The following is a 22,410-nucleotide window of genomic DNA, read 5'->3' on the forward strand; positions in this document are numbered from 1 at the left end:
AAGAATATTCTACAAATAAAAATCGTACTTTTCATAGTATTCTAATAGGCGTCTCATCTCGGCGCTATCATCACCGAAGAAGAAAATCGTTCCATAGTGGTTACCAAACCCTACTCGTTCTGCCACTTTACCTTGCGGTGGAGTGAACATGTCATGCTTTTCGAAGAAAGGATGCTCTTCAAGCTCATCTGGAATCGTTAGTTCTTCAATGAAAGTGACGTGCGGGTGTACCATAAGGCAGCCTGCATATCCATTAGCTTCATCTTCAGCTGGGAAGAATTTTCTTAGCTCTTCTTCTGTCGTGTTTGGATCACTACAAAGAATTTGTGCTTCATATGCGCTAAACCCGTAAGCGCGTTCAATTAAGTCGAAAATATGACCTCCTGGAACACGTGCAGCTACTTCACCGAAGTGCAACGTTCCGTCTGGCATGATGAAATATTCAGGGTGAATAACCCCATTCTCAATTTCAAATGCTTCGATCAGCTGCTCGATCGCTTGACGGATAACTGGTCTTTTCGATTCAAGAGTTGGAGAAGGTGGGACAAAGTTTGAATAACCTAACTTCACATATTCAGTGATGTTCAAAAATTGAATTTGTCCTTTATGAACAAACACTTCACATGAAAACTCTTGCCCATCGAGATGGCTTTCCATCAACAGTGGGAAATCATTGTCTGTTAAAGCTTCGATATCGGCTGGATTATCGATGGCACGGTGACCAACTGAACCTGCCTTATCGAGAGGTTTACAGTGGATTGGATCGTATTTATCTCCATCAACTTTAAGAAGTGCTTCATTAACTCGTTTCAGGAAGCGTTTGACATCATCTTTGTCTCTTGCCTCTTCAAAGACACCCACTTTAATTCCTGCAATCTGAGCCTTTCTTTTCATCATCCCCTTATCTCTCAATAGAAGAGAACGATTAAAGAGTCTTGGTTCTTGACGGAATCTGGCGTTTAATGCTCCTGCCCATTCTACACATTCTTCATATAGTGGAACGGCAACTTCTGCACCAAGTGCTTTCAGCTGCTTATAAAGCTTGTCTGATCCTTCATTCAAACGATCAAACTCCCACCCTACGAATGTGATATTATGTTTTTCAGCGTAGTCTTTGAAATCAGGTGGTCCTACTACTACAAAAGGCCGTTTCAATTTATCACAGGCCTCAATTGCCGGAAGACTCCATCCAATTAAAGCAGTTAAATATGGAATAGTTTTTCCTTCTGGCTGACTTTCTTCCAACGTCTGGTTCATTTCTAATTGATCCAGTTCCATTCGTTTTCGCTCCTTTTTTCATATAGTAGAGAAATCTTCCTGAACTTCCCTCTCTAACGTAGCAGATATGCGATGACTTTTTAACTAATATTCTGAATTTTAGCCAAATTACGACAAAAGAAGTCGGCATTCTCTGTTTTTCGAGTTAATTCGACTAATCGAAAATCAGAAAACCAGCTAGCTTTTCTATTCCCTATATTTTCTATTTTCTAACAAAAAAAGAAAGCCACACAATTGTGTAGCTTTCTTTGATAAACCTAGATGATATGCTCCCTATGCCGTAGGAGCTTGAATACAATCAATCAAAGTTATACTTTCTTATCTCTGATGATAACAAACGTTTCAGCTCATCATTTTGAAGTGATTTATTTTTATTCATCGTAATAACGCAGATTGGAGCGGAAGGATGCTCGACTCCTGCGGGACATGCGGGACAGGGGAGATCCCACAGGAGCGTTAGCGACGAGGAAGCTCACCGCCCGCCCCGCGGAAAGCGAGCATACTGGAGCGGAAATCACCTCTATTTTGTTAGCAAATTCTTAAGATTTTTTTCAACAAACTGAAAGCCACCCAATTGAGTGGCTTTCTAAAAATATAACTTACGAAGCATTTTTCACTGTGATCTTATCTTCAATTACCTCTACTTTCACTGACGTTACATCGCCTTCGTCAACAAGTAGATCAGCAATTCCATCTTCTACATGTTCTTCGATTACTCTTCGTAGTGGGCGAGCACCGAACTGTGGATTGTATCCAAGCTCAGCAAGCTTCGATTTAGCTTCATCTGTGACCTCGAGGGTAATTTGCTGCTCAGTTAGACTTCCTTTTAACTCATCGATCATCAAGTCAACGATTGATACAAGACTTTCTTTCTCAAGTGACTTAAAGGATACGATCGAATCAAAACGATTGAGAAATTCAGGTCTAAAGTATGAGCCTAGGCTTTCCATCACATCGGTATAACTATCAGCGGATTCAAATCCTACTGTTATACGTCGTTCTGTACTTCCTGCGTTGCTCGTCATGATGATCACAGTATCTTTAAAGCTCACTGTTCTTCCCTGGCTATCCGTCAATCGACCATCGTCTAAGATTTGTAGGAACATATTTTGAACATCTGGGTGTGCTTTTTCAACTTCATCGATCAATAGAATGCTATAAGGCTTACGGCGTACACGTTCTGTCAGTTGCCCTGCCTCATCATGACCTACATACCCTGGTGGTGAGCCGATTAGTTTAGAAACAGAGTGCTTTTCCATGTATTCACTCATATCGAGTCGAACCATCGCATCTCGATCTCCAAAAAGTTCCTCAGCTAGAGATTTGGATAATTCTGTTTTACCGACACCAGTAGGCCCTACGAATAGAAATGAACCGATCGGTCTGTTCTTACGCTTCAGACCTGCGCGACTTCTTCGAATTGCTTTTGCGACCTTATGAACAGCATCCTCTTGCCCAATAACTTTAGCATTAAGCTGTTCAGCAAAATTCTTCATCTTCATTTGCTCATCTTCTTGAAGCTTTTGTACTGGAATACCAGTTTTACTTTCGATGAGTTGTTGAATATCTTGTATGTCAACAGAAGCTTCCGCTTGATCGTTTGCATTTAAGGATTCTTCTAGTTTCTTTTCAAGCTTTGTTTCCTCATCACGAAGCTTTGCAGCTACTTCATAATTTTCTTCACTCGTCGCCTTCTTCTTATCTACTGCGATTTGTTCGAGCCTCTTTTGTATTTCATCATGATTAGAAGTGGTAATCGTTAAGTTTCTTTTTGCACCAGCTTCATCCATTAAGTCTATCGCTTTATCGGGTAAGAAACGATCTTGAATGTAGCGATTTGATAATGTGACACAAGCTTTTATGGCTTCTTCAGAGAATGTCACTTCATGATAATCTTCGTACCTCGGTTTTAGGCCTTCTAGAATTTGAATAGCTTCCTCAATCGAAGGTTCGTTAACCATTACTGGTTGAAAACGTCTTTCGAGCGCTGCATCCTTTTCAATTTGGCGATACTCTTTCAGCGTTGTAGCACCGATCAATTGAAGCTCACCTCTAGCGAGTGCAGGTTTCAAGATGTTTCCTGCATCCATCGAGCCTTCTGCTGAACCAGCTCCTACGATCAAATGAATCTCGTCGATAAAGAGAATGACATTCTTTTTTGCTTGAAGTTCAGAAATCAACTGTTTCATTCTCTCCTCGAACTGACCTCGAATACCTGTGTTTGAAACGAGAGATGCGACATCTAACAAATAGATCTCTTTGTTTTGTAGTTTTGAAGGAACGTTCCCTTCAGAAATGCGAAGTGCAAGTCCTTCGGCAATCGCTGTTTTCCCTACACCTGGTTCACCGATTAGGACAGGGTTGTTTTTGTTTCGACGATTTAGTGTTTCGATGACCCGTGCTACTTCTTGATCTCTTCCGATAACTGGATCGATCAATCCTGCTTTTGCAGCATCTGTTAGGTTCTTTCCTAAATCATCAAGTAAACCACCGTTCCCACTATCGGTTTGTTCACGAGGTTGAGTTTGACCTGATTGATTCATAAATGATTGAAAGAAATCATCAAAGTGACCGTTTGATGAAGGTGTTGTCTGACCATTCATCACATTTGCATAGCAAGAGTTGCACAGATGAACACGTTTTTTAGAATGGTTGATTTGAACATTCAACTGAACAGTTGCTGAATTTTGATTACATTTTTCACAAAGCATATGATGGCCTCCCTTAAAATTTATATAAGCGTTATATTTTAGTACGTTACATGTATTGGTTAAGGTCAATGCAGTTATTTTGACTTTGACTATATTTGACCTTGTAACCATATTATAATCTGACTATCTTTGACTTTCAAGTGTTATGCATTTTCTAATCTGTTCTTATAAAAAAAGCCGCGACAATTGTATCGCAGCTAAAAAAATGTAATATTTGAAATAAAGGAATTTTTTTGAGGGTTGGTTAATAGATTGTATTAAACTACTTTTCGACAAAGGGTATACAAGTTTACTAGTCTGGCAACAATGGTGATAGATTATAAAGGGAGGAATACCAATGAATGATTCAGTCTATCAATTGATAGTTGAAACGACCGTCAAGCGCGTCCCTACCTGTCATGAATCACCTAATGATTTCTTCATTGCCCTGGATGACTGTGATTACCCGTACCTTATCCTACCTACTCCTAAAGAAATGTTTGATAACGATGATGTCTTTGCCATTCGTTTAATTCCTGATGTACTGAATAAATTCCGTTATGATTTGGACAACTCTTATACAAAGCTATCGTTCAGTCGATTTTCTACTTTTTTCGATGATAAAACGTATTATTTTGGTCCAGAAGATAACATGCTAGTGAAATTCCTAACTTCTTCTATTTATAAGAACTATGTAGCGTGGATCAGCCACCTGTATTTCAAACGAATCGATGATCTAATTGAACAATACAATAATGAACCAGGTAAAGAGCAGAGAAAATCAATTAAAGCGAAACTTTCTCGCCTTCTAATCGAAGCTTAGACACTAGACGCTCCACTTCATTCTGGACAAGTTGGCATCCTTCATCAAGAGACTCATAGTGAACATTTATAACCTCACCTACATTCTCTGTCGCCTTATGAGTGTACCTAGGATCGTAATAATTCAACAAAAGGCTTTCGACGACTGCTTCATAATTCTTTTCCTCAAATGCGAGGGATATATAACGTCGTTCATTATCTGGCAGACGTTTCTCGATTCTTTGGATGCCCTTTACTATTTTCTCTCTATTCTGTTCGGGATGATATGTATCTAGAATGGTTTTTATTCGATAAGAAAGCGGGGCGTGAACATGTATGCGCGTCCCTTTTTGTTTGCCTTCAAAGATAAAGTCCGGAACGATAATGTTCCCAAGTCGCTTACTTTCAGACTCAATTACATAATAATCCGTCTCCCCTATTTCATTTAACCGTTGAGAAAGCTTCGCTTCAAACTCCTTTTGGCTTCTTGCAGGTAAATTCACTCTTCCGAAGACTGATCCTCTATGTGCAGCTAAGCCTTCAAGATCAATGACTGGGTAGCCTTTGTTTTTTAAATAATGTAAAATGTCTGTCTTAGATGTCCCAGTAAACCCTTCCACTATAAGAAAAGTTACGTTTCGTTTAGCATGTTTTTCAAGTATTCTCGTGACATTTTGACGATATGAACGAATGCCACCAACAAGTTGACGACATGGCAGCCCCATCATCTCAAAAATCACAGTAAGGCTTCTACTCCTCATACCACCTCTCCAACAGTAAACGACAAACTCCTGTCCTTTTGATAGAACTTTTGCCTTCTGATAAAAATCAGGAAGAGATGGAGACACAAGCGAGATCCCTAACTCCTTCGCTGCTTCTGTGCCTTGTTGTTTGTATGTTGTTCCAACTAACTCTCTTTCTTCGTTTGAAAAGATCGGCATGTTGACTGCTCCTGGAATGTGGAACTGCTCGAATTCGGCTGGGGTTCGAACATCTATGATGGGTAATTTTCTATCGAAACATTCATCTATCGAAATAGTTCTCATAACGACTCATCCTTTGTATCTCATTATTAGCTCATTATATCATTCTAGATTAGAACCATTTAAACCCTTGTTTATGCACCTTAAATTCGGGGAAGTTTATATTGAGGTGAAAAATATGGAAACTACCGAAATGGTAACTCGTATACAAGAAACCTTAAACGATTGGGTTGGCGGACATCTTATCATTCAAAAACAAGAGAATGAAGACTTGGATAAAGTAATCATGGTATTAGATCGCATTTCTTTGTATCACAGAGAGGAAACGATCGATAATTACACACCTTCTTCCCTCCTACAACTAGCGGGAAAAGGTAAGATCATTTCTGAAAAAAACCCCGTTTCCCTTCCAGACGCTAACTATGAAGTACAATTAGAAGATTTAAAAGAAATCGATCGTTCAGCAAATGAGCTGAAAATAACGACAGAGAGAGCACATTACGTGATTACGTATAATTCCAACTAGAAGGAGCCAGCGATAGGTTCCTTTTTTGTTTTGAACAAATCGCAAAGAATATCTAAGAAGCCTTCATAATACCTTGTATATAGACGGTTATGAAGGAGGTACTTCATGGAGGAAAAGGATATTCAAACCCCAGATGACGAAACGCGTTCATGGGCTATGTTTGCACATCTTTCTGCACTATCAGGCTATTTAATTCCGTTTGGTAACATCATCGCACCATTAATCATTTGGTCACTAAAGAAGGATGTTCATCCTTTTATTAATGAGCAAGCAAAAGAAGCATTGAATTTCCAGATCTGCATGACCATTTACGGCATCATCGCAGGCATACTCACACTCGTCTTAATCGGATTTATCCTACTACCTGCAGTTTTTATCGTCCAACTTGTATTTATCATCATCGCTTCAGTAAAATCAAATCAGGGAGAAGATTATCGGTATCCGCTGACTTTCCGAATGATCACCTAACATTCGACTAAATTTGAATGTTTCCACATAATTTAGGTATGTCCATGTTATAATGGAAGTAAACTTAGAATGTGGAGGGTGTGCCTTGACTGCAAAAGGAAAAGAATGGAACCGTTTTACTGTATGGGCGCTTGCATTTATGGTGTGGGCTGTGCCTATCGCTTTTATCGTCGGTTTCTATATCACAACAAGACCTCAATAAACCAGCGATTCGCTGGTTTTTTATTTATTCTGAATCGTTATCGTTAGGTTTTAGCTTCCATGTTGTTGGGAAAGAAGTACATATACACCAACTAAAGGAGGAACTAATTCATGAAAGAATTCACAGTAGCACCAAACAAAGATGTAACAGGCTGGTATGTTAAGGTGGAAGATATTGCACCTACAGATTTATATAAAATGCGTTCAGACGCTGTTGAAAAAGCTGAAGAACTTGCAAAGGAAGATACTCCTAGTAAAGTACTGATTCTGAACGATCAGCATGAAGTCGAGGAAGAGCGTAAGTTTTAATAATTCCTAATTACTCAAGCCCCTTTCATAAGAAGGGGTTTTAATTTTGTTTAAGTCCATAAAAAAAAAGAGCGGAGGCTTCTCCGCTCTTCATACCCATCAATTATTGTTACTGCCGTTTCCGCTATTTTTACCGCCTTTTTTCCCAATCTCTTCGTAAAATTCTTTGTCATGATTCTTAGATGTTTGCTCTCCGCCTTTTTCTCCTATTTCTTGATAAAACTCTTTATCATGCTCACGTGATGTTTTGTTTCCGCCCTTTTCACCAATTTCCTCATAAAATTCTTTGTCATGCTCCCTCGCAGTCTTATTCCCGCCTTTACGTCCTGCTTCTTCTCTACTCATCTTATTATTGTTATTATCAGCCATTTGAAAATCCTCCTTTAGAATGTGTGTTTATATCTCACTCAATTTCCGTATTTTACTGTTTTTCATAAATTTGGTACACTCTATGTGAAGTATCATTTAGAGAGAGCGGGCCCAAACCGCTCTTTTTTTATTTGTTCTGATTTCCACCTTTTTTTCCTATTTCCTTATAGAATTCTTTATCATGATTCTTAGACGTTTGCTCTCCGCCTTTTTCTCCTATCTCTTGATAAAACTCTTTATCATGTTCACGTGATGTTTTGTTTCCACCCTTTTCGCCGATCTCCTCGTAGAATTCCTTATCGTGTTCTCTTGCTGTTTTGTTTCCACCTTTTTCTCCTATTTCTTGATAGAATTCTTTGTCATGTTCATTTGCAGTTGTTTCCCCACCTTTTTGGCCGATATCTTGGTAAAACTCTTTATTATGTTCTCTCGCGGTCTTGTTTCCACCTTTTCGACCTGCTTCTTCTCTGCTCATCTTGTCATTGTTATTTGCCATGTTCTCTTCCTCCTTTAAGATACTTGTTTTCTTTTTTTGCTACAGTTGTGGTATTCCACGGTAGACTTTTTCGAAACCAAATAATGGGGTTATTTTACAAATATAAGCCAATCTTACCAACATGATCTGTTTTCCTCACACAAAAAAAAGCCCCCAACTTGAGGGCTTTATGATTAAGAGTAGTACACATGGATTGGTCTTTCGTATTTCTTAGAAAGCTTTTCTAGAGATTTCTTTACGTTGATCAAATCATCCTTATCGATTCCACAACCGATTTTTATTTTAAAACCTTTTTCCTCAAATGGCTTTAGTTCTTTAATCATACTCTCAAAAGATTTCAACCAGGCTGGGTAGTTCGTTTGAAGACCGGCTGGTTTATATTGACCGTATAGATTCGCAATAATTCTCTTATTATCGTGACTCAAGGCAAACGAACATTTACCTAGCTTCTTTTTTGGTGGAAAAGGAAAGTTTTCGTCTGCTTTAGCTGCTTCAGGGTAGGTTTCTTTCACTGATTTTGCAATCCCGACATCTAATGCATTGAAGCAATCACATTGGTGAGCAATCACAGTACAATCACTTTTAAGAAGGTTGCCTTTTTCTAATTGAATCATACATGCACTCTCCTTTAGAGAACCCTTTTGTATGATTATAATGAAAAATCAGATAAATTCAATAGGAATATTTTCCTTCGTTCTGCATAAAATGATAGGTTTCGCAGTTTTAATAGGATTTTGCTATAAAAAAAGATTTTTTATCCCTGATTATTCTGCATGTATACCTCTTCGAAAGGCTGAACAACCACAAATCCTTCACCTTCGAATTTCATCTGAATCGATTCTCCACTGCCTCTTCCAAAGAAAGACTTGAGAGACACATCCGTTTGAAAATCTGGGTTTAAATTACCAGACCAGGCTACCGTTGCGTTTGGATCAGTAATAACCGGTTTATCTGGTGTTACTCGAATCGTGAGCGGCTCATAATGACTCGTAACGGCAATCATGCCAGGTCCATTACATGTTACATTAAATAAACCACCTGCCATCATCCCAGTAATCCGCTTCATCATTCGAATATCCCAATCGATTCGTTCTTCAAATGAAAGAAGATCATTGCCGTTTACGCTGATTGACTCCCCATGACCTAAATGAATGATTGAAATCTTCTTCCCAGAATCAGCTAAGTATAACTTCCCTCTTCCTTCAGCTTTCATCAGAGAAGCACCTTCACCTGTGAATGCTTTTTTGAACATTTTACCTAAACCATGTTCTAAAATACCTTCACGTTCGAATTTTATTTCTCCATTATACGTGATCATAGATCCTGCTTTCGCCCATACTTTACCGTTTAAATTCACTTCCAACATTCTTTCAGTTTCAAGTTCAAAAAATCCTTCACCTTTATCCTTTTGCTCTGTTGATTTTACGAACTCATCCATCGAGTATCGATTCACAAAAACCTCTCCCTTCTATTTCTTACCACCATTTTACAATAATCGCTATAACTTCTCACACAGTTGGTTTAGACTGTAGATATAGACTGTTTGGATCATTCCAGCACAGGGTACATTAAAACGTATAAGACAAAGACTGGAGGTATGACCTTGATCATCGTGTATATAAGTATTGCACTAGTAGTTCTTTCACTCATTTATCTCGGCATCGTTGCAGTAAAAACCTCTAAAGAAACGAAAGTATCACTGAATGATTTTTCTGCCACTGCAGCAAGACTGCAAGAAAAAGTTGATAAGATCAACGAAGAAACAACGAACTTAACAAACACATCGAATCAAATAACAGAGAACATTCAAACAAAAAAAGAAACGATTCAAGGCGTGATCGGAGAAGCGAAAGCAACCCCTGAACCATTCAAAAAACTTTTCACATCGATTAAGAACACACCAAACCCACAAAAAGATACATCAGATGAAAGGTTGGTCGAACTAGGCGATCGACTGATCGACATGTGGGGCCGCTACCGCGTTAAGAGAAAATCGAAAGCGGAGTAAGGGCGCAGCCCTTACTTTTTTTGTACTGTAAAACAACTTATTAGGTGGGCTACTTATGAAACAAATTAGACAAATCATTTTCTTTATTCTAATGACAACGAGCCTTTACAGCGTGTTGTTCACATCGATCCCCACCCTATGGAAGTGGGTTTTTGGAACAATCTATCTTGTGATCTTATTTTCTATTCTCTTCGTCCTCATGCTTGAACAAAGGTCACCTTATAAAACGTTATTGTGGATGTACGTGCTGATTTTCTTTCCTATTATCGGGTATGTGTTCTTCCTCTTCTCAGGTCAGTTAGAGGTAAAGGGGCACTTGTTTAAAGAGAAACGTACAAACGGCCTCGAGTTTTTTCAGAAGTATGTTAATTTCTCTGCATCAGAGCGCTGGCATGACTTGAATGAGCGGAACCAAAACTTTTCAAACCTTATTGCTACGATGGTGTCTAGCCCTATCAGCATGCGGTCCCAAACGAAGCTCCTGTTAAACGGAAGTGATACATTTCCGGCTATTAAAGAAGAAATAAAAAATGCAAAAACATACATTCACATGGAATACTACACGTTCCGTTCCGATGAGTTAGGAAAATCAATCATTGATCTCCTCGTTGAAAAAGCGAAAGAAGGCGTTGAAGTGCGGGTGCTCTATGATTCAATTGGCAGTCATAATCTTTCAAGAGCTTCTAAAAATGCACTAAGAGCTGCGGGAGCTAGTGTCCAGCAGTTCCTTCCCATCAAATACGGTTTCTTCAATCAAACCGTTAATTTTCGAAACCATCGAAAAATCATCGTGATCGATGGACGTACCGCTTTTGTAGGTGGTCTTAACATTGGAGATGAGTACGCCGGCGATTACAATAATATGAACTACTGGAGAGATACCCACCTTCTCGTCAAAGGTGAAATCATTTCCGCTGTACACGGCGTTTTCCTTATGGATTGGGAATACATGTCTGGAGAAAGTTTGTTATCGGAAAAGTATCTAGAAACGTACGATGTGGAAGGTGACGGCGGTGCTCAGATTGTCCCGAGCGGACCTGATACAAAGAGAAGTGCTATGACAGACCTTTACTTCAGCTTGATCACAACAGCAAAAGATCGTGTGTGGATCGCAACGCCTTATTTCGTTCCAAACAAAGCGCTAAGAGCTGCTCTTTCCATCGCTGCGATGCGTGGTGTTGAAGTAAAATTAATCGTTCCTGAAGTGAGTGATGGATTTCTTACACAATACGCTACTCGCTCCTACTTCTCACAGCTTCTGGAGTATGGTGTAGAAGTGTATATGTACCAACGAGGTTTTCTTCACCAGAAGATTATGATTGTGGATGACGATATCGCAACGATTGGAACAGCAAATATGGACATGCGCTCCATGCATTTAAACTTTGAAGTGAATGTTTTCTTATTTCAGGCGAACACCATTACAGACTTAATAAACGCCTACCAAGAAGATATCAAAGACTCCATAAAAGTAGATAAGAACAGATATAACGAAAGAGGATTGCTTCACCGGACGAAAGAATCATTCGCAAGGTTATTTTCTCCCGTTCTCTAACGACGTTACCAATCTTTTTTTAAGAGAGCGTGCATCATGAGATCAAAGTGCTTCCCTCCTGCGTATGCATAGTCTCTAAGAACCCCCTCCTCCTGAAAACCGAGCTTTGTTAGTAACTTTCGGGAGGAGGTGTTATCAGGATGAACCAATGCCCCTATACGATTTAGGCGCAACTCATCAAAACCAAACGGGATAATGGCGGATAGAGCCTCTGTCATATATCCCTTTCCTTCTGCTTTTTCTACTAAATCGTAGCCAATCTCAATTCTCCCAACGCGCTCAGCCCAATTATGGAAACCACATGTTCCGATTAACTCATCAGACTCTTTAAGTGCGATTCCCCATCTAAATGCTCGCTTGTTCTCGAACCCTTTTCTAAAGCTCATCATGATTCCCTCAGCTTCTTCTAAGTTCTGAATCGTATCATTGCCATAATACTTCATTGTGTGTGAACTAGAAAAAATCATAAATAACGCCGTAACATCTTCTTCTTTAATCTCTCTTAAACGCAGCCTTGTTGTAATAAGTTCTGGAAACTCGTTCACTTAAACATCCTCTCTACTCAAAAAAATTCCTGGAGAACGACTGCTCTCCAGGCAAAATAAAAAAACATAAAATAAGGGGATCAATTATAAGACGATTCAGAAGCAATTAAGTTTCAATTTTTTGAATTTATTTTTTGATCTTTATCTACTCATGGTAAAATTTATAATGAGAAAATTATAAAGAGTAGTGAAGGAGTGATCATAGTGAAAAATTTGTACCTCGTACGTCACTGTGAAGCAGAAGGTCAAGCCCACGATGCCTCATTAACTCCAAAAGGCCGGGAACAAGCCGTGATGTTAGCGGAGCATCTACAAAGTATAACATTCGATAAACTTTATTCTTCCCCCTTCACAAGAGCTCTACAATCAATTGAACCGATCGCGCTAAAACTAGACAAGCAGATCACGATTGATGAACGGCTAGAGGAAAGAATACTCTCAGAAGTGGTTTTGGATAACTGGATGACAGAATTAGAAAAAACGTTTGATGATTTCTCACACAAGCTAACGGGCGGGGAATCTAGTGCTGAAGCAGCAACTAGAGGAGTAGAAGCTATAATGGATGTTGTTCGAGTAACAAATGAAAATGCACTTGTCGTAACGCACGGAAATCTCTTCACACTCATTCTCAATCACTTTGAATCCTCACACGGGTTCGATACTTGGAAGTCGTTGAAGAACCCTGATTGTTTTAAGCTGGTTTTCGAAAATGATAAAATCGCTTCAATCGATCATGTGAACGTGATCCCTACATGAAGACCGGGTTTTATTCAAAATACCATTGTTGTGCCACCTGCATTCATTTCGCAATCGTTAAGAACCCACGTACTTCTTACAGATGCAAACGGCTCGGTTTTGAAACCAAACCTACGTATCAATTCGACTGCTGGGAACCTAAAGACGTTGTAAAAAAGCGGATAAGAAAAGACTTACTTTAAACCTCCTGATCTGTTGGGAGGTTTTTTAATCCGTCGTTTCGATATCAGTTACTTCGTTCATCCATTGATCGATGGCGTGTTGCGGTACATCCCAACTGATCCAAGAAGCCATCACTTTGATATCCTCCGATTTTACTACCCAGTATTCGTAGCGCTTTTCATGAATATTGCGATAGACTCCAGATTTATAAATGATCATAGACAACGCCTCCTCTTGAATCTCTTATATTTTTCATACCCTTTTAAATTAAAAGTAACACGACAGATGTATGATTTATGACTTCATTATCAAATACTAACCTAAGTACATAGTAGGGGTGATGGTAGTGAAGTATAGTAATTTACAACAAATTCGATCCAGCTTCTGGTTCATTCCAACCTTCTATGGAGTGGGAGCATTCATTGCAGCGATACTCACGCTCGTTTTTGACAGGCACTTCATTCAAGGAAATCCCATTATTCTACCTTACTTCTTCTTCGCTACCTATGATACAAGTATAACAATCTTAAGCACACTCGTGTCTTCCATGTTGACGATGACGACCATTACTTTCTCTACAATTATGGTTGTACTTACTACTTATTTATCGAACTTTTCTCCAAGAACACTCCAGAATTTCATAACCGATCGCATCACTAAACGTGTACTTGGTATTTTTGTAGGTGGAATCATCTACTTCATCATCCTTCTCCTACTGATCGAACAAACCGCAGAGGATGGATTCGTTTACTTTGCGCCGGTTTTGGCAGTCACTTATGCTATTGTATGTGTCGCTTATTTTGTGTATTTTATCCACCACGTAGCAAACTGGATTCTAGTCGGAAACTTAATCAAACATATCTCAAAGAACACGATGGATACAATCGATCGAACATTTATGGATTTTGAAAAGGCGAACGAAGGTGGGTCTGCTTCATGGGACTCATGGGAACTCGATGAAATTAAAATGAAAGAACCTCGTACAATTTCTTCTCGAGTATCTGGTTACCTACAAAATGTAGCGATCAAAGATCTATTAAAGATCGCTATTCAACATGATCTTATTATTAAACTTGATAGAGATATTGGTGAATTCATCGACGAAGGTACAGTCGTCATCTCTTATTGGTCTGCAAAAGATTATCCCGAAGAAGAAAAAATATTAGATGCCTTATCGCTTGGAACGGAACGAACAACAGATCAAGATATTGAATATGGAATCCAAAAGCTCGTTGAAATTGCATTAAGAGCAATTTCCCCTGGAATCAACGATCCTAATACTGCGATTAATTGTATCAATCGCTTAGGAAGGGTGTTATCACGGTTAGGCCAGAAACATATCCCCCAACCTCTATACCATGATGAAAACAAAAACCTTCGCGTCATAACGAATCCAGTCACCTATAGTACGTACCTTTATAAAAGTTTCTATCAAATAAGGCACTATGCACGTGAGGACGTATCCGTTCTTGGCTCGATCCTTCACTCACTAGAATTAGCAGCAGATGGAAACAAACATGACATTCATGAGACGATTTGGGAGTTCGGTCAGTTTGTCATAAGAGGATTTGATCCGAACGTTCTCGATGACTTAGATTTTCGGTTTATCAATGAGAAATTAAAAAAGGTGGCAAAAGCAACAGGATTCGAAGAAGCTTATACGCCTCTCAAAAAGCCCGTCTAAAACGCAAAAAAAACGGCCGATATGGGCCGTTTTTGTTTATGATGCAGATTGCAACCACTCTTCCATTTCTTCAAGGGTTAAAGGGCCTACCCGTTTTTCAACAATAACTCCTTCACGATCAATCATGTAGGAAGTTGGCATCGAGAGTACTTTGTAGAGATCTTCTCCTACCTTGCCCTCAGTATCCATTAAAACAGGAAACCTCAAGTTATTTTCTTCGACAAAGATCGGAATCTCATCCTTTTTAGGTTCAAACTTCGTAAAGTTTACCGAAATTACTTCAACCTCTTCCCCATATTGATCAGCGAAGGCCTGAATATCTGGCATTTCCTCTTTACACGGAGGACACCAAGTTGCCCAGAAATTTAAAAACACCGGTTTTCCTTCAAAGTCCGACAAGCTTACTTCCTCTTCATCTTTGAGGGTCGTAAGAGTGAAGTCTGGTGCACGATCGTTTATTTCTGTACCAACACTTGGTTCGGCGATCACCGTACTATAGACTCCCCATCCAAGCGCAGCAACAAGGATTAGAAGCACGATTCGTTTAAGCATCAAGTCTCGCTCCTTTACTACGTATCTAGAGAGAAATATTCATCGCGAACGAAGATTTCTTCACGATTTACTGCATCATCTTTTGATGCTAATACTAGCCCCAAGGGAGTATCGGTTTCTTTATCATTAATGATTGTAAATGGTATAGAAGCTTTGTTTGCTTCTTTTATATATTTCGATAGCATGGAATATGGTAAATCTCCATTTAAAAGTAAAATGCGCCCCCTACTCATTTCGTTCTTTACAGGAGGATACAGCTTTTGAGCCACTTGTCTTTTCGTAAGCGCAACGTAAACTCGCTCCCTGAACGTTGATAAGTATAGTGCTTTTTCAGCAGGCTTTAATTCTGGAGTGCCATGGATTCCAGCTTCTAATGCTTGTTTGATCTCTTTGTCCAATTCATACACCTCTTCTTGATGATTAAGAATAGTGTCTCACATAGTGTGATTGAAATGCTAGTAAAGAGATATTCGAACTTAAAACATTTCTCTAAATAAAAAAACGCCTTTCTGAGTTATTCAGAAGGCGTAGCTTGTTTTGCGCTCCCTATGCCGCAGGAGTTTGAATCCCTCTTGCTTTCCTGTGGACGAACGCCCGAGCCTCAGAGCGGACAAAACCCCTCCACTCCGAGGCTCGAACGCCCGTTGGACCACTGGAGTCAAGAGGGATTCACTCCTACTAGAATACAATTAAACTAAATAAAACATCACGTCCTAGGTTAATTAACGCCAGCATATATCGCTGGTTGACTGTAACCTTACTACACTGATAGCTCTTCACGCTTTCTAAAAAGACTAGGCCTTTCTATTTTATTCAGAAGGCGCATCGTTTTCGTATTGGTTTAGCATGATTAAACGTTCCATCATTGTTGGATGACCGTATTTGAAAAACTTTACTAAGACCGGTGGATTCACTTCGTTTAAACTGTTTATCGTTAGCTTCTGGAAAGACCCTACTGCAGCATCCACATCGTCTGTCATCTCAATAGCATATTGATCGGCATTCATTTCAGCATGCCTCGAGATAGCAAGTTCTACCGGACTTGCAATAAATGACATGATTGAAAAGAGAAGCAGCAATGCAGGAAGTGTCGTTATATCGGAAACTGATGTTGCACCCCATGCATCTCCCCACTTCGCAACAATTTTACCTAAAAGGCGATAAGCGATATACAAACCGAACAAGCTCATGATCAAAGCACCTGCAAGGTTCCCATACAAGTGGTTCATTACGTAGTGGCCCATCTCGTGCGCCATGATGAAAAGCACTTCATCATCTTGTAACTTGTTCGTTGTCGTATCCCATAGCACAATTCGTAAATTTGAGCCTATTCCCGTAACATATGCATTCATTGCATTCGTTTTTTCAGACATGTTCACTTCAAATACTCTGTCAGCTGGTATATTTGCCTCATTCGCTAAGTCGAGAATTTGCTCCTCAAGTTCTTTATCAGACAGTGAACTAAAGTCGTTGTACAAAGGATCGATAACAACTGGTTGAATGTACATCATAAAAGCTAAGTACGGGACCATCAATCCCCATGCCGCAAGCCACCATCTCTTCTCAAAGCGCTTGATTAAGAAATACAACACTCCGATTATGATTGAGGTCAGACCGATCTCAATCCAGAAAGAAATCATTTCGTCCTTCATCCAATCAGAAAAAGCCTGCGTATTGATACCATATTTTACCGAAAGCGACCTGCTCCAAAATTTAAGAGGAAATGTAACGATCCACGTAAAGGCAGAGAGAAGAACAATATAGACAGGTATGATGACGAAACCTTTCTTTGAGATTCCTTTCCCAAACGACTTGAACATTTTCGATAGACCAAAACCTAGTACAAGAAGGTAAATCCCCCATTCAAAAGGAATTGACAGGAAGGACAAAAAACTTCTGTAACGTGAATATTCTTCCGAAAGTTCAAGCTGCCTTTCAGACATGAATGTAGCTGGGTCTGCCGCCGTACCTTGATACGCTTTCGGTACTCCAAAATCAGCCCAATAAAACAAATAAAGCCCCATTAAGAGCGCGTATGCGGAGAAGCCAAGAATGAACCACCAGGTTACTCGTTTCCTCATAATATTTCTCCTCCCGATACTTTCTCTATATTATTTGTACGAGCAAACCTCACAATTAGAACCTGTCTGTATTGTTGGGTTATGTAATAGTACTCTACTTATATTGTTATAATTTAGATCAATATTATTACAAAACGGGGCACAAAAAAATCGGCGGAACAACCGCCGATTTCATATCAGTTTATTTACTCTCTACATAGACATTCGTGCGATCATAGCTATGATCATATCGGTTCATCACTCCACAATGAGGACACTGCGAAATTACATGGAGCTCCACCACAGGAGCTTGACTGCTTTTTGTCGTGATTGCAGTCGCTTCAACCCTATCTTGTGATTGATAATTATCCTTTGCGATCGGAATGAACCAAGTGTAGTCATTATCGCACATTCTACAAGTTGATTTTTCTTCAATTTCTGTTGGTCTTAACATGTTTCCAGCTCCTTTAGCAGATTATTTCTCTAGACTGCGAGAAACAAGGCTCCGGAAACCCTCCTTTTTAGATGGGAATCCCTTCCTGCTATCACAATTTCCCGCTTAAATGGAACTGAAACGTAAATACCGGTAATATTTTTGACTATTTCGTTAATTTAATCTCTCTGTAAAGAAATAGAAATTGTTCACTTTCCATTGCAATTTTTCTTTACAAGAAGAAATAAGCATAAACACTAAGAGCTCCAACCGAAGTCATCACAACGACAATTAAGTTGGCACCAAGGTAAGCGGTGATGAAAGCGACAGCTGCTCCGATCAGCCCAAATGTCATATCTTCATGAATCGTTAAGATACCAGGAAAAATCAGTGCGCCTAAAATCGCAAACGGTACATTTTTCAATATGTTTTGAAGTGAGGCAGGTATATGATCTGAGTTAAAGAATACAAGCGGCACCATTCTTGGAATATACGTCACAACAGCCATACCAACGATGATCAATAGCATTGTACTAGACATTCTCTTTCCTCCCCGTAACAATCTCTACTAGCACGGATGATAATAATGTAGCTAGGACAATAGACCAACCTGTCGAGATGCTAAGATAAGAAAAGAAACTATTAAAGAGTGCAGCCACTCCTGCTAGAATGATGACTTTCCGACTCTTCTTAGAAGACGGAACAAGCAGTCCAACAAACATCGCATATAGTGCAACGCTCATCCCCTGTTGGATAACACCCGGGAGTGATGCCCCTACCATATATCCTGCTCCCGTAAAGACCACCCAACTCGTGTAAGAGATCAAGCAGAGCCCAAACATATAACCTGTCGTCACGTTTCCACTCTTTGTAGCTGCTACAGTAAACGTCTCATCTGTAATACCAAATGCATATAGAGCCTTTTTCCAGACCGAATCTTCTGTTACTCTTTCGTTAATGGAGGCACTCATCAATAGATGTCGAATATTTACAATGAATATTGTAAAAATAATTTCTAATGCACCTGTTCCGATTGCAAGTAGGCTTAGCGTTATGTACTGTGCTGCCCCAGCAAATACTAGCATGCTCATTAAAATCGCTTCAAACACAGTAAGCCCTGTTGTTCTAGCTAATAAGCCAAATGTGAGCGCAACTGGCATATAGCCAATCGCTATGCTTGTGCCTGCTCTAAGACCTGTTGCAAATCCTGACTCACTTCTTGTAACACTCGTGATCGCCTGCATACCATCACTCCTATTGGCGTTGATTGTTTAATATATTATACTGATTGTATGTTATATTAAACAAAACATCAATAGGTACTTTACCATAGAATAGGAGATAAGAATGAGTGACAACTCTTTAACAAAACAAATCGGTGAAAAGCTTAAGAAGCTACGCCAGGAGAATGGTCTGAGTCTCGATCAGCTTAGCTCTCAATGTTCAGTAAGCAAGCCGATGCTCGCTCAAATTGAAAGAGGAGCCTCAAACCCGACCGTAAATACACTTTGGAAAATTGCAAATGGCCTTGGTGTTTCCTTCACAGCCTTTATAGATGAGGAACAACCAGTGATAAAAAAGGTGAACAGAGACGAAATTGAACCGCTTTTTGAGGAAGGTGGAAAAATGAAAGTCGTTCCCCTGTTTCCAATGGAACCGGGGAAATCGTTTGAAAGTTTCGCGATAACGTTAGATGTAGGCTGTGATTATCATTCCAACTCCCATCCTGAAGGCGTGGAAGAATATCTTTTTGTGGAAGAAGGGGACATGCAGCTCATTGTGAATGATATTTCGTATTCGATCAAGAGAGGCGAGAGCTTGCGATTTACCGCCAACTATCCTCACCGCTATGTGAATCCTTCAAAATCATATTGTAAAGCGATGATGATCATTCATTACCCCACGCGTCATAGATAAGCAAAAAACAACGCCAATCAGCGTTGTTTTTGTTTTGATTCTGTTTTAGATAGTTGAAGTGAATTTTCAGTTGCTTCGATCCATGCTTCTCCAAATCCCGGGTGAGGCGCAAATGGGTAAATAAAGTCTTCATCTCGGGCAACCATCTCCAGGGCGAGCGTTCCTTTTTCGATGAGTTCGATTGCACCACTTCCAATCGCATGAAAGCCTAGTAAAAGATGCGTCTCCTCATCTCTTATCACTTTTACCAGACCTTCAGGTTGCCCTTGTAACGTCGCATAGCCGTTTGCTCGCATATGAGATAACCCTGTAGACACTTTATATCCCGCTTCTTTCGCTTCCGCTTCGGTTAATCCAACTGATGCTACTTGAGGTAACGTGTGCATGACGACAGGTAAAAAAGTAAGATCACATACAGAAGAAACTCCACAGCAGTTGTCTGCTGCTACCTTACCTTGCTTGATCGCTTTAACCGCAAGTGACGGTCCGTTTGTAATATCCCCACAAGCATAGATGCGATCATTAGATGACTGACATGAATCGTCGATCGTAATAAAGTGATCGTCATTCACCTTAACTCTCGCATTCTCTAGACCGAGGGCTTCAAGATTACGCCTTCTTCCCGCTGAATATCCTAATATGTCGGCAAACATCTGTAAATCTTTCCCCTTAGAATCGTTTGCGGTAACTTTTATAGAGCTTCCTTCTTCGTTTATCGTTATATTTGTAACCCCGGTAGAAACACGGATTCCCTGTTTCTTGAACTGTCTTCTTACTTCTTTACCAATCGTTTCATCAAGTTCAGGTAGAAATGAGGCCTCATCTGTCATCACATGGACATGAGAACCAAGGGCTTGAAAGCTACTTGCTGCTTCTGCAGTCACATAGTCCGATCCATATAGAACGAGGGTCTCTGGCACACGTTCCAGATTGTAAAGGTCTTCGACAGATTGTACAAAATCACTATGTTCTTCATAAAAGGAGGGGATCTTCGGACTGCTTCCTGTTGCGACGATCGCATGGTTAAAAGAACATACTTCAAATTTCTCGCCTTGCTCAACACCGATCCGCTCCTCTGATAAGAAAGAGGCGTTTCCTTGTATAAATTCGATTTTACTCGTTTTGAACAATGAGTGAAGTCCTGTTTCTAGTTTCTTTACCACTTCTTTTTTGTCACTGTTCCATTGCTTCATCGAAAAGGAAGCTGACAATGTAAGGCCAGGAGCTGCTTCGTTCATCTTACTCGCAGAAACAGCAAGCAGTTTTGAAGGGATACATCCGCTATGTAAGCACTCCCCACCAGGTTCAGTGCGATCGATCAAGGTCACATCACGTCCGTAGTTTGCTGCACGGATCGCTGCCTGATAGCCCCCTGGTCCTGCTCCTATGATCACCAGGTCTTTTTCATATACCAATTCTCCTACTACCATTATTTCAACTCCGTTAAGAGCAGTGCAGGCTGCTCGATTAATTCCATCACACGATTCGTAAATCGCATCGAATGTGCACCATCCGCTATTCTATGATCGAACGTCATCGATAGATTCATGATCGATCGGATCACGATTTCATCATTTTTACCTACGACAGGCATTCTCTTCGTTTTATGAAAAGCCATCAACGCTACTTCTGGGTAATTTATGATCGGCGTTGCACCAGTACTACCTAGGGGACCAGCATTGCTGATGGTAAATGTACTGCCAGTCATTTCTTTAGGAAGAAGCGTATTTGTACTTGCAGCTTCATATAGCCTCTTCATTTCTCTATGAATTTCCTTAACTGAAAGCGTGTCACAATCATGGATAACTGGAACGATCAATCCATCCTCTGTATCAGCCGCAAGACCAATATGAATAGAAGGCTTTAAATGGATAACCCCTTCATCTTCATCGAGCACAGAATTGAAAATAGGAAAGTCTCTAAGGGCAGTACAAACCGCTTTAATGTAAAACGCAGCAACTGATATCGCCTCTCCCCTTTGTTCTAACTGTGCTTTCATTTCGAGAACATTGGAAACGTCGACTTCATCAAAGTGTGAGACGTGAGGAATCGCAAGTCGGGACTGTGACATCTTCGCTGCAATCTGTTTACGCCTCCCCTTGAATGGTATGGTCGTTGTCGAGCTTTCAGGCGGAGCTTCTTTCCTGACTTCTTTTTTCTCCTTGATCGGTGCAGGTTTCTTAACACTTGTTTTCATGTGGTTGATCACGTCTTCATCCATGACGCGCCCCGCAGGACCAGTTCCTACAACTTTCTCGATATCTACTCCGTTTTCCCTCGCAATCTTTCTAGTAAAAGGAGCAGCTAGTATTCTATTGTGATTGCGCCATCCCCGTTCTGCTGACTCAGCAGGAGGCCGCTCACTTTCCTGAGTCGGATTGATCGTTAACATCACATTCCCTACCTCGATCACATCTCCAGGAGAAACAAGGATATTCTCAATCTTTCCAGCGATAGGTGCCGGAAGCTCAGCCGTCACTTTATCTGTTTGAACCTCAAGCAACGGTTGATCCACAGTTACAACATCGCCAGGATTAACGAGAAGTTGAACGACTTCTCCCTCAGACATCCCTTCACCTATATCATGAAGTTTCACTTCCATTAACGTTCACCCTCC

The 22,410-nt window shown here is 40.1% G+C and carries 25 protein-coding genes and 1 pseudogene; 9 read left to right on the forward strand and 17 right to left on the reverse strand.

All coding sequences use genetic code 11. The features are described from left to right. Positions 1 to 9 precede the first annotated feature (9 nt). Together ACXAHI_RS17180 and ACXAHI_RS17185 are read right to left on the reverse strand one after the other, a co-directional pair. A complete protein-coding gene (locus ACXAHI_RS17180; RefSeq protein ID WP_474849994.1) occupies positions 10 to 1,278 on the reverse strand; it encodes an ATP-grasp domain-containing protein in 1,269 nt (422 codons plus the stop codon). Positions 1,279 to 1,877: 599 nt separating this feature from the next. Then, positions 1,878 to 3,989 carry an ATP-dependent Clp protease ATP-binding subunit gene (locus ACXAHI_RS17185; protein ID WP_474849996.1) on the reverse strand — a complete coding sequence of 704 codons (2,112 nt, stop codon included), beginning with the start codon at positions 3,987 to 3,989 and terminating at the stop codon, positions 1,878 to 1,880. A gap of 337 nt (positions 3,990 to 4,326) precedes the next feature. Between ACXAHI_RS17185 and ACXAHI_RS17190 the strand changes: the two genes are divergently transcribed. Continuing rightward, positions 4,327 to 4,791 (forward strand): hypothetical protein, encoded by a 465-nt coding sequence (locus tag ACXAHI_RS17190; protein ID WP_270182511.1) that lies wholly within the window; start codon positions 4,327 to 4,329, stop codon positions 4,789 to 4,791. Here ACXAHI_RS17190 and mnmH read toward each other — a convergent pair. Then, positions 4,754 to 5,815, reverse strand: coding sequence for a tRNA 2-selenouridine(34) synthase MnmH (gene mnmH / locus ACXAHI_RS17195; protein WP_474849998.1), 1,062 nt, complete (start codon positions 5,813 to 5,815; stop codon positions 4,754 to 4,756). The two genes, ACXAHI_RS17190 and mnmH, sit on opposite strands and share 38 nt — an antisense overlap. A 115-nt stretch (positions 5,816 to 5,930) precedes the next feature. Here mnmH and ymzB point away from each other — a divergent pair, with 115 nt between their 5' ends. From ymzB to ACXAHI_RS17210, 3 genes are all read left to right on the forward strand, one after another. Next, positions 5,931 to 6,278, forward strand: a complete 348-nt coding sequence (gene ymzB, locus ACXAHI_RS17200; RefSeq protein ID WP_474850000.1) for a protein YmzB — start codon at positions 5,931 to 5,933, stop codon at positions 6,276 to 6,278. 105 nt (positions 6,279 to 6,383) lie between these two features. Next, positions 6,384 to 6,746: a DUF4870 domain-containing protein gene (locus ACXAHI_RS17205; RefSeq protein ID WP_474850002.1), complete on the forward strand. Its 363-nt coding sequence runs from the start codon at positions 6,384 to 6,386 to the stop codon at positions 6,744 to 6,746. Between the two features lie 312 nt (positions 6,747 to 7,058). Then, the gene (locus ACXAHI_RS17210) at positions 7,059 to 7,256 is read left to right on the forward strand and encodes a DUF2188 domain-containing protein (protein WP_270182507.1); all 198 of its coding nucleotides are present in this window, start codon (positions 7,059 to 7,061) and stop codon (positions 7,254 to 7,256) included. Positions 7,257 to 7,373: 117 nt separating this feature from the next. Here the strand turns inward: ACXAHI_RS17210 and ACXAHI_RS17215 are convergent. The 4 genes and pseudogenes from ACXAHI_RS17215 to ACXAHI_RS17230 form a co-directional block, all read right to left on the reverse strand. Continuing rightward, positions 7,374 to 7,625 (reverse strand): annotated as a pseudogene (locus ACXAHI_RS17215) (KGG domain-containing protein); the annotation flags it as partial. Positions 7,626 to 7,752: 127 nt separating this feature from the next. Further along, positions 7,753 to 8,121 (reverse strand): KGG domain-containing protein, encoded by a 369-nt coding sequence (locus ACXAHI_RS17220; RefSeq protein ID WP_474850004.1) that lies wholly within the window; start codon positions 8,119 to 8,121, stop codon positions 7,753 to 7,755. A 173-nt stretch (positions 8,122 to 8,294) separates the two neighbouring features. Beyond that, a complete protein-coding gene (locus ACXAHI_RS17225; RefSeq protein WP_474850006.1) occupies positions 8,295 to 8,735 on the reverse strand; it encodes a macro domain-containing protein in 441 nt (146 codons plus the stop codon). A 140-nt stretch (positions 8,736 to 8,875) separates the two neighbouring features. After that, positions 8,876 to 9,574, reverse strand: a complete 699-nt coding sequence (locus tag ACXAHI_RS17230; protein ID WP_270182504.1) for an AIM24 family protein — start codon at positions 9,572 to 9,574, stop codon at positions 8,876 to 8,878. Positions 9,575 to 9,733: 159 nt separating this feature from the next. On the opposite strand from ACXAHI_RS17230, the gene ACXAHI_RS17235 reads away from it, so the two are divergent. Together ACXAHI_RS17235 and cls are read left to right on the forward strand one after the other, a co-directional pair. Then, a complete protein-coding gene (locus tag ACXAHI_RS17235; protein ID WP_474850209.1) occupies positions 9,734 to 10,129 on the forward strand; it encodes a DUF948 domain-containing protein in 396 nt (131 codons plus the stop codon). Positions 10,130 to 10,184: 55 nt separating this feature from the next. Further along, on the forward strand, positions 10,185 to 11,684 hold the full coding sequence (cls, locus tag ACXAHI_RS17240; RefSeq protein ID WP_474850008.1) for a cardiolipin synthase: 1,500 nt from the start codon (positions 10,185 to 10,187) through the stop codon (positions 11,682 to 11,684). A 5-nt stretch (positions 11,685 to 11,689) separates the two neighbouring features. On the opposite strand, the gene ACXAHI_RS17245 is transcribed toward cls, so the two are convergent. Next, entirely contained in the window at positions 11,690 to 12,229 is a 540-nt protein-coding gene (locus ACXAHI_RS17245; protein ID WP_474850010.1) for a GNAT family N-acetyltransferase, read from the reverse strand. Positions 12,230 to 12,433: 204 nt separating this feature from the next. Here ACXAHI_RS17245 and ACXAHI_RS17250 point away from each other — a divergent pair, with 204 nt between their 5' ends. After that, positions 12,434 to 12,985, forward strand: a complete 552-nt coding sequence (locus ACXAHI_RS17250) for a histidine phosphatase family protein (RefSeq protein ID WP_474850012.1) — start codon at positions 12,434 to 12,436, stop codon at positions 12,983 to 12,985. Between the two features lie 207 nt (positions 12,986 to 13,192). Here ACXAHI_RS17250 and ACXAHI_RS17255 read toward each other — a convergent pair whose 3' ends face one another. Further along, positions 13,193 to 13,366: a hypothetical protein gene (locus tag ACXAHI_RS17255; protein ID WP_474850014.1), complete on the reverse strand. Its 174-nt coding sequence runs from the start codon at positions 13,364 to 13,366 to the stop codon at positions 13,193 to 13,195. 127 nt (positions 13,367 to 13,493) lie between these two features. On the opposite strand from ACXAHI_RS17255, the gene ACXAHI_RS17260 reads away from it, so the two are divergent. Beyond that, positions 13,494 to 14,831, forward strand: coding sequence for a DUF2254 domain-containing protein (locus ACXAHI_RS17260; RefSeq protein ID WP_474850016.1), 1,338 nt, complete (start codon positions 13,494 to 13,496; stop codon positions 14,829 to 14,831). Between the two features lie 36 nt (positions 14,832 to 14,867). Here ACXAHI_RS17260 and ACXAHI_RS17265 read toward each other — a convergent pair whose 3' ends face one another. The 6 genes from ACXAHI_RS17265 to ACXAHI_RS17290 form a co-directional block, all read right to left on the reverse strand. Further along, positions 14,868 to 15,383, reverse strand: a complete 516-nt coding sequence (locus tag ACXAHI_RS17265; protein ID WP_474850018.1) for a redoxin domain-containing protein — start codon at positions 15,381 to 15,383, stop codon at positions 14,868 to 14,870. A 17-nt stretch (positions 15,384 to 15,400) separates the two neighbouring features. Further along, positions 15,401 to 15,781, reverse strand: a complete 381-nt coding sequence (locus tag ACXAHI_RS17270) for a YueI family protein (RefSeq protein WP_474850020.1) — start codon at positions 15,779 to 15,781, stop codon at positions 15,401 to 15,403. Positions 15,782 to 16,192: 411 nt separating this feature from the next. Further along, positions 16,193 to 17,464 (reverse strand): M48 family metallopeptidase, encoded by a 1,272-nt coding sequence (locus ACXAHI_RS17275; protein ID WP_474850022.1) that lies wholly within the window; start codon positions 17,462 to 17,464, stop codon positions 16,193 to 16,195. Between the two features lie 181 nt (positions 17,465 to 17,645). Next, complete coding sequence (locus tag ACXAHI_RS17280; protein WP_474850024.1) at positions 17,646 to 17,897, reverse strand: hypothetical protein; 252 nt, start codon at positions 17,895 to 17,897, stop codon at positions 17,646 to 17,648. Positions 17,898 to 18,108: 211 nt separating this feature from the next. Continuing rightward, positions 18,109 to 18,417 (reverse strand): AzlD domain-containing protein, encoded by a 309-nt coding sequence (locus tag ACXAHI_RS17285; RefSeq protein ID WP_270182493.1) that lies wholly within the window; start codon positions 18,415 to 18,417, stop codon positions 18,109 to 18,111. Continuing rightward, on the reverse strand, positions 18,410 to 19,120 hold the full coding sequence (locus tag ACXAHI_RS17290; RefSeq protein ID WP_474850026.1) for an AzlC family ABC transporter permease: 711 nt from the start codon (positions 19,118 to 19,120) through the stop codon (positions 18,410 to 18,412). The genes ACXAHI_RS17285 and ACXAHI_RS17290 overlap by 8 nt, the downstream gene beginning before the upstream one ends. A gap of 103 nt (positions 19,121 to 19,223) precedes the next feature. Between ACXAHI_RS17290 and ACXAHI_RS17295 the strand changes: the two genes are divergently transcribed. Next, a complete protein-coding gene (locus tag ACXAHI_RS17295; RefSeq protein ID WP_474850028.1) occupies positions 19,224 to 19,793 on the forward strand; it encodes a helix-turn-helix domain-containing protein in 570 nt (189 codons plus the stop codon). Between the two features lie 17 nt (positions 19,794 to 19,810). Here the strand turns inward: ACXAHI_RS17295 and ACXAHI_RS17300 are convergent, their stop codons facing one another. Continuing rightward, entirely contained in the window at positions 19,811 to 21,223 is a 1,413-nt protein-coding gene (locus ACXAHI_RS17300; RefSeq protein WP_474850030.1) for a dihydrolipoyl dehydrogenase family protein, read from the reverse strand. After that, positions 21,223 to 22,395, reverse strand: coding sequence for a dihydrolipoamide acetyltransferase family protein (locus tag ACXAHI_RS17305; protein WP_474850032.1), 1,173 nt, complete (start codon positions 22,393 to 22,395; stop codon positions 21,223 to 21,225). The genes ACXAHI_RS17300 and ACXAHI_RS17305 overlap by 1 nt, the downstream gene beginning before the upstream one ends. Between the last annotated feature and the right edge of the window lie 15 nt (positions 22,396 to 22,410).

The organism is Anaerobacillus sp. ABD4_527 (genome assembly GCF_056160805.1).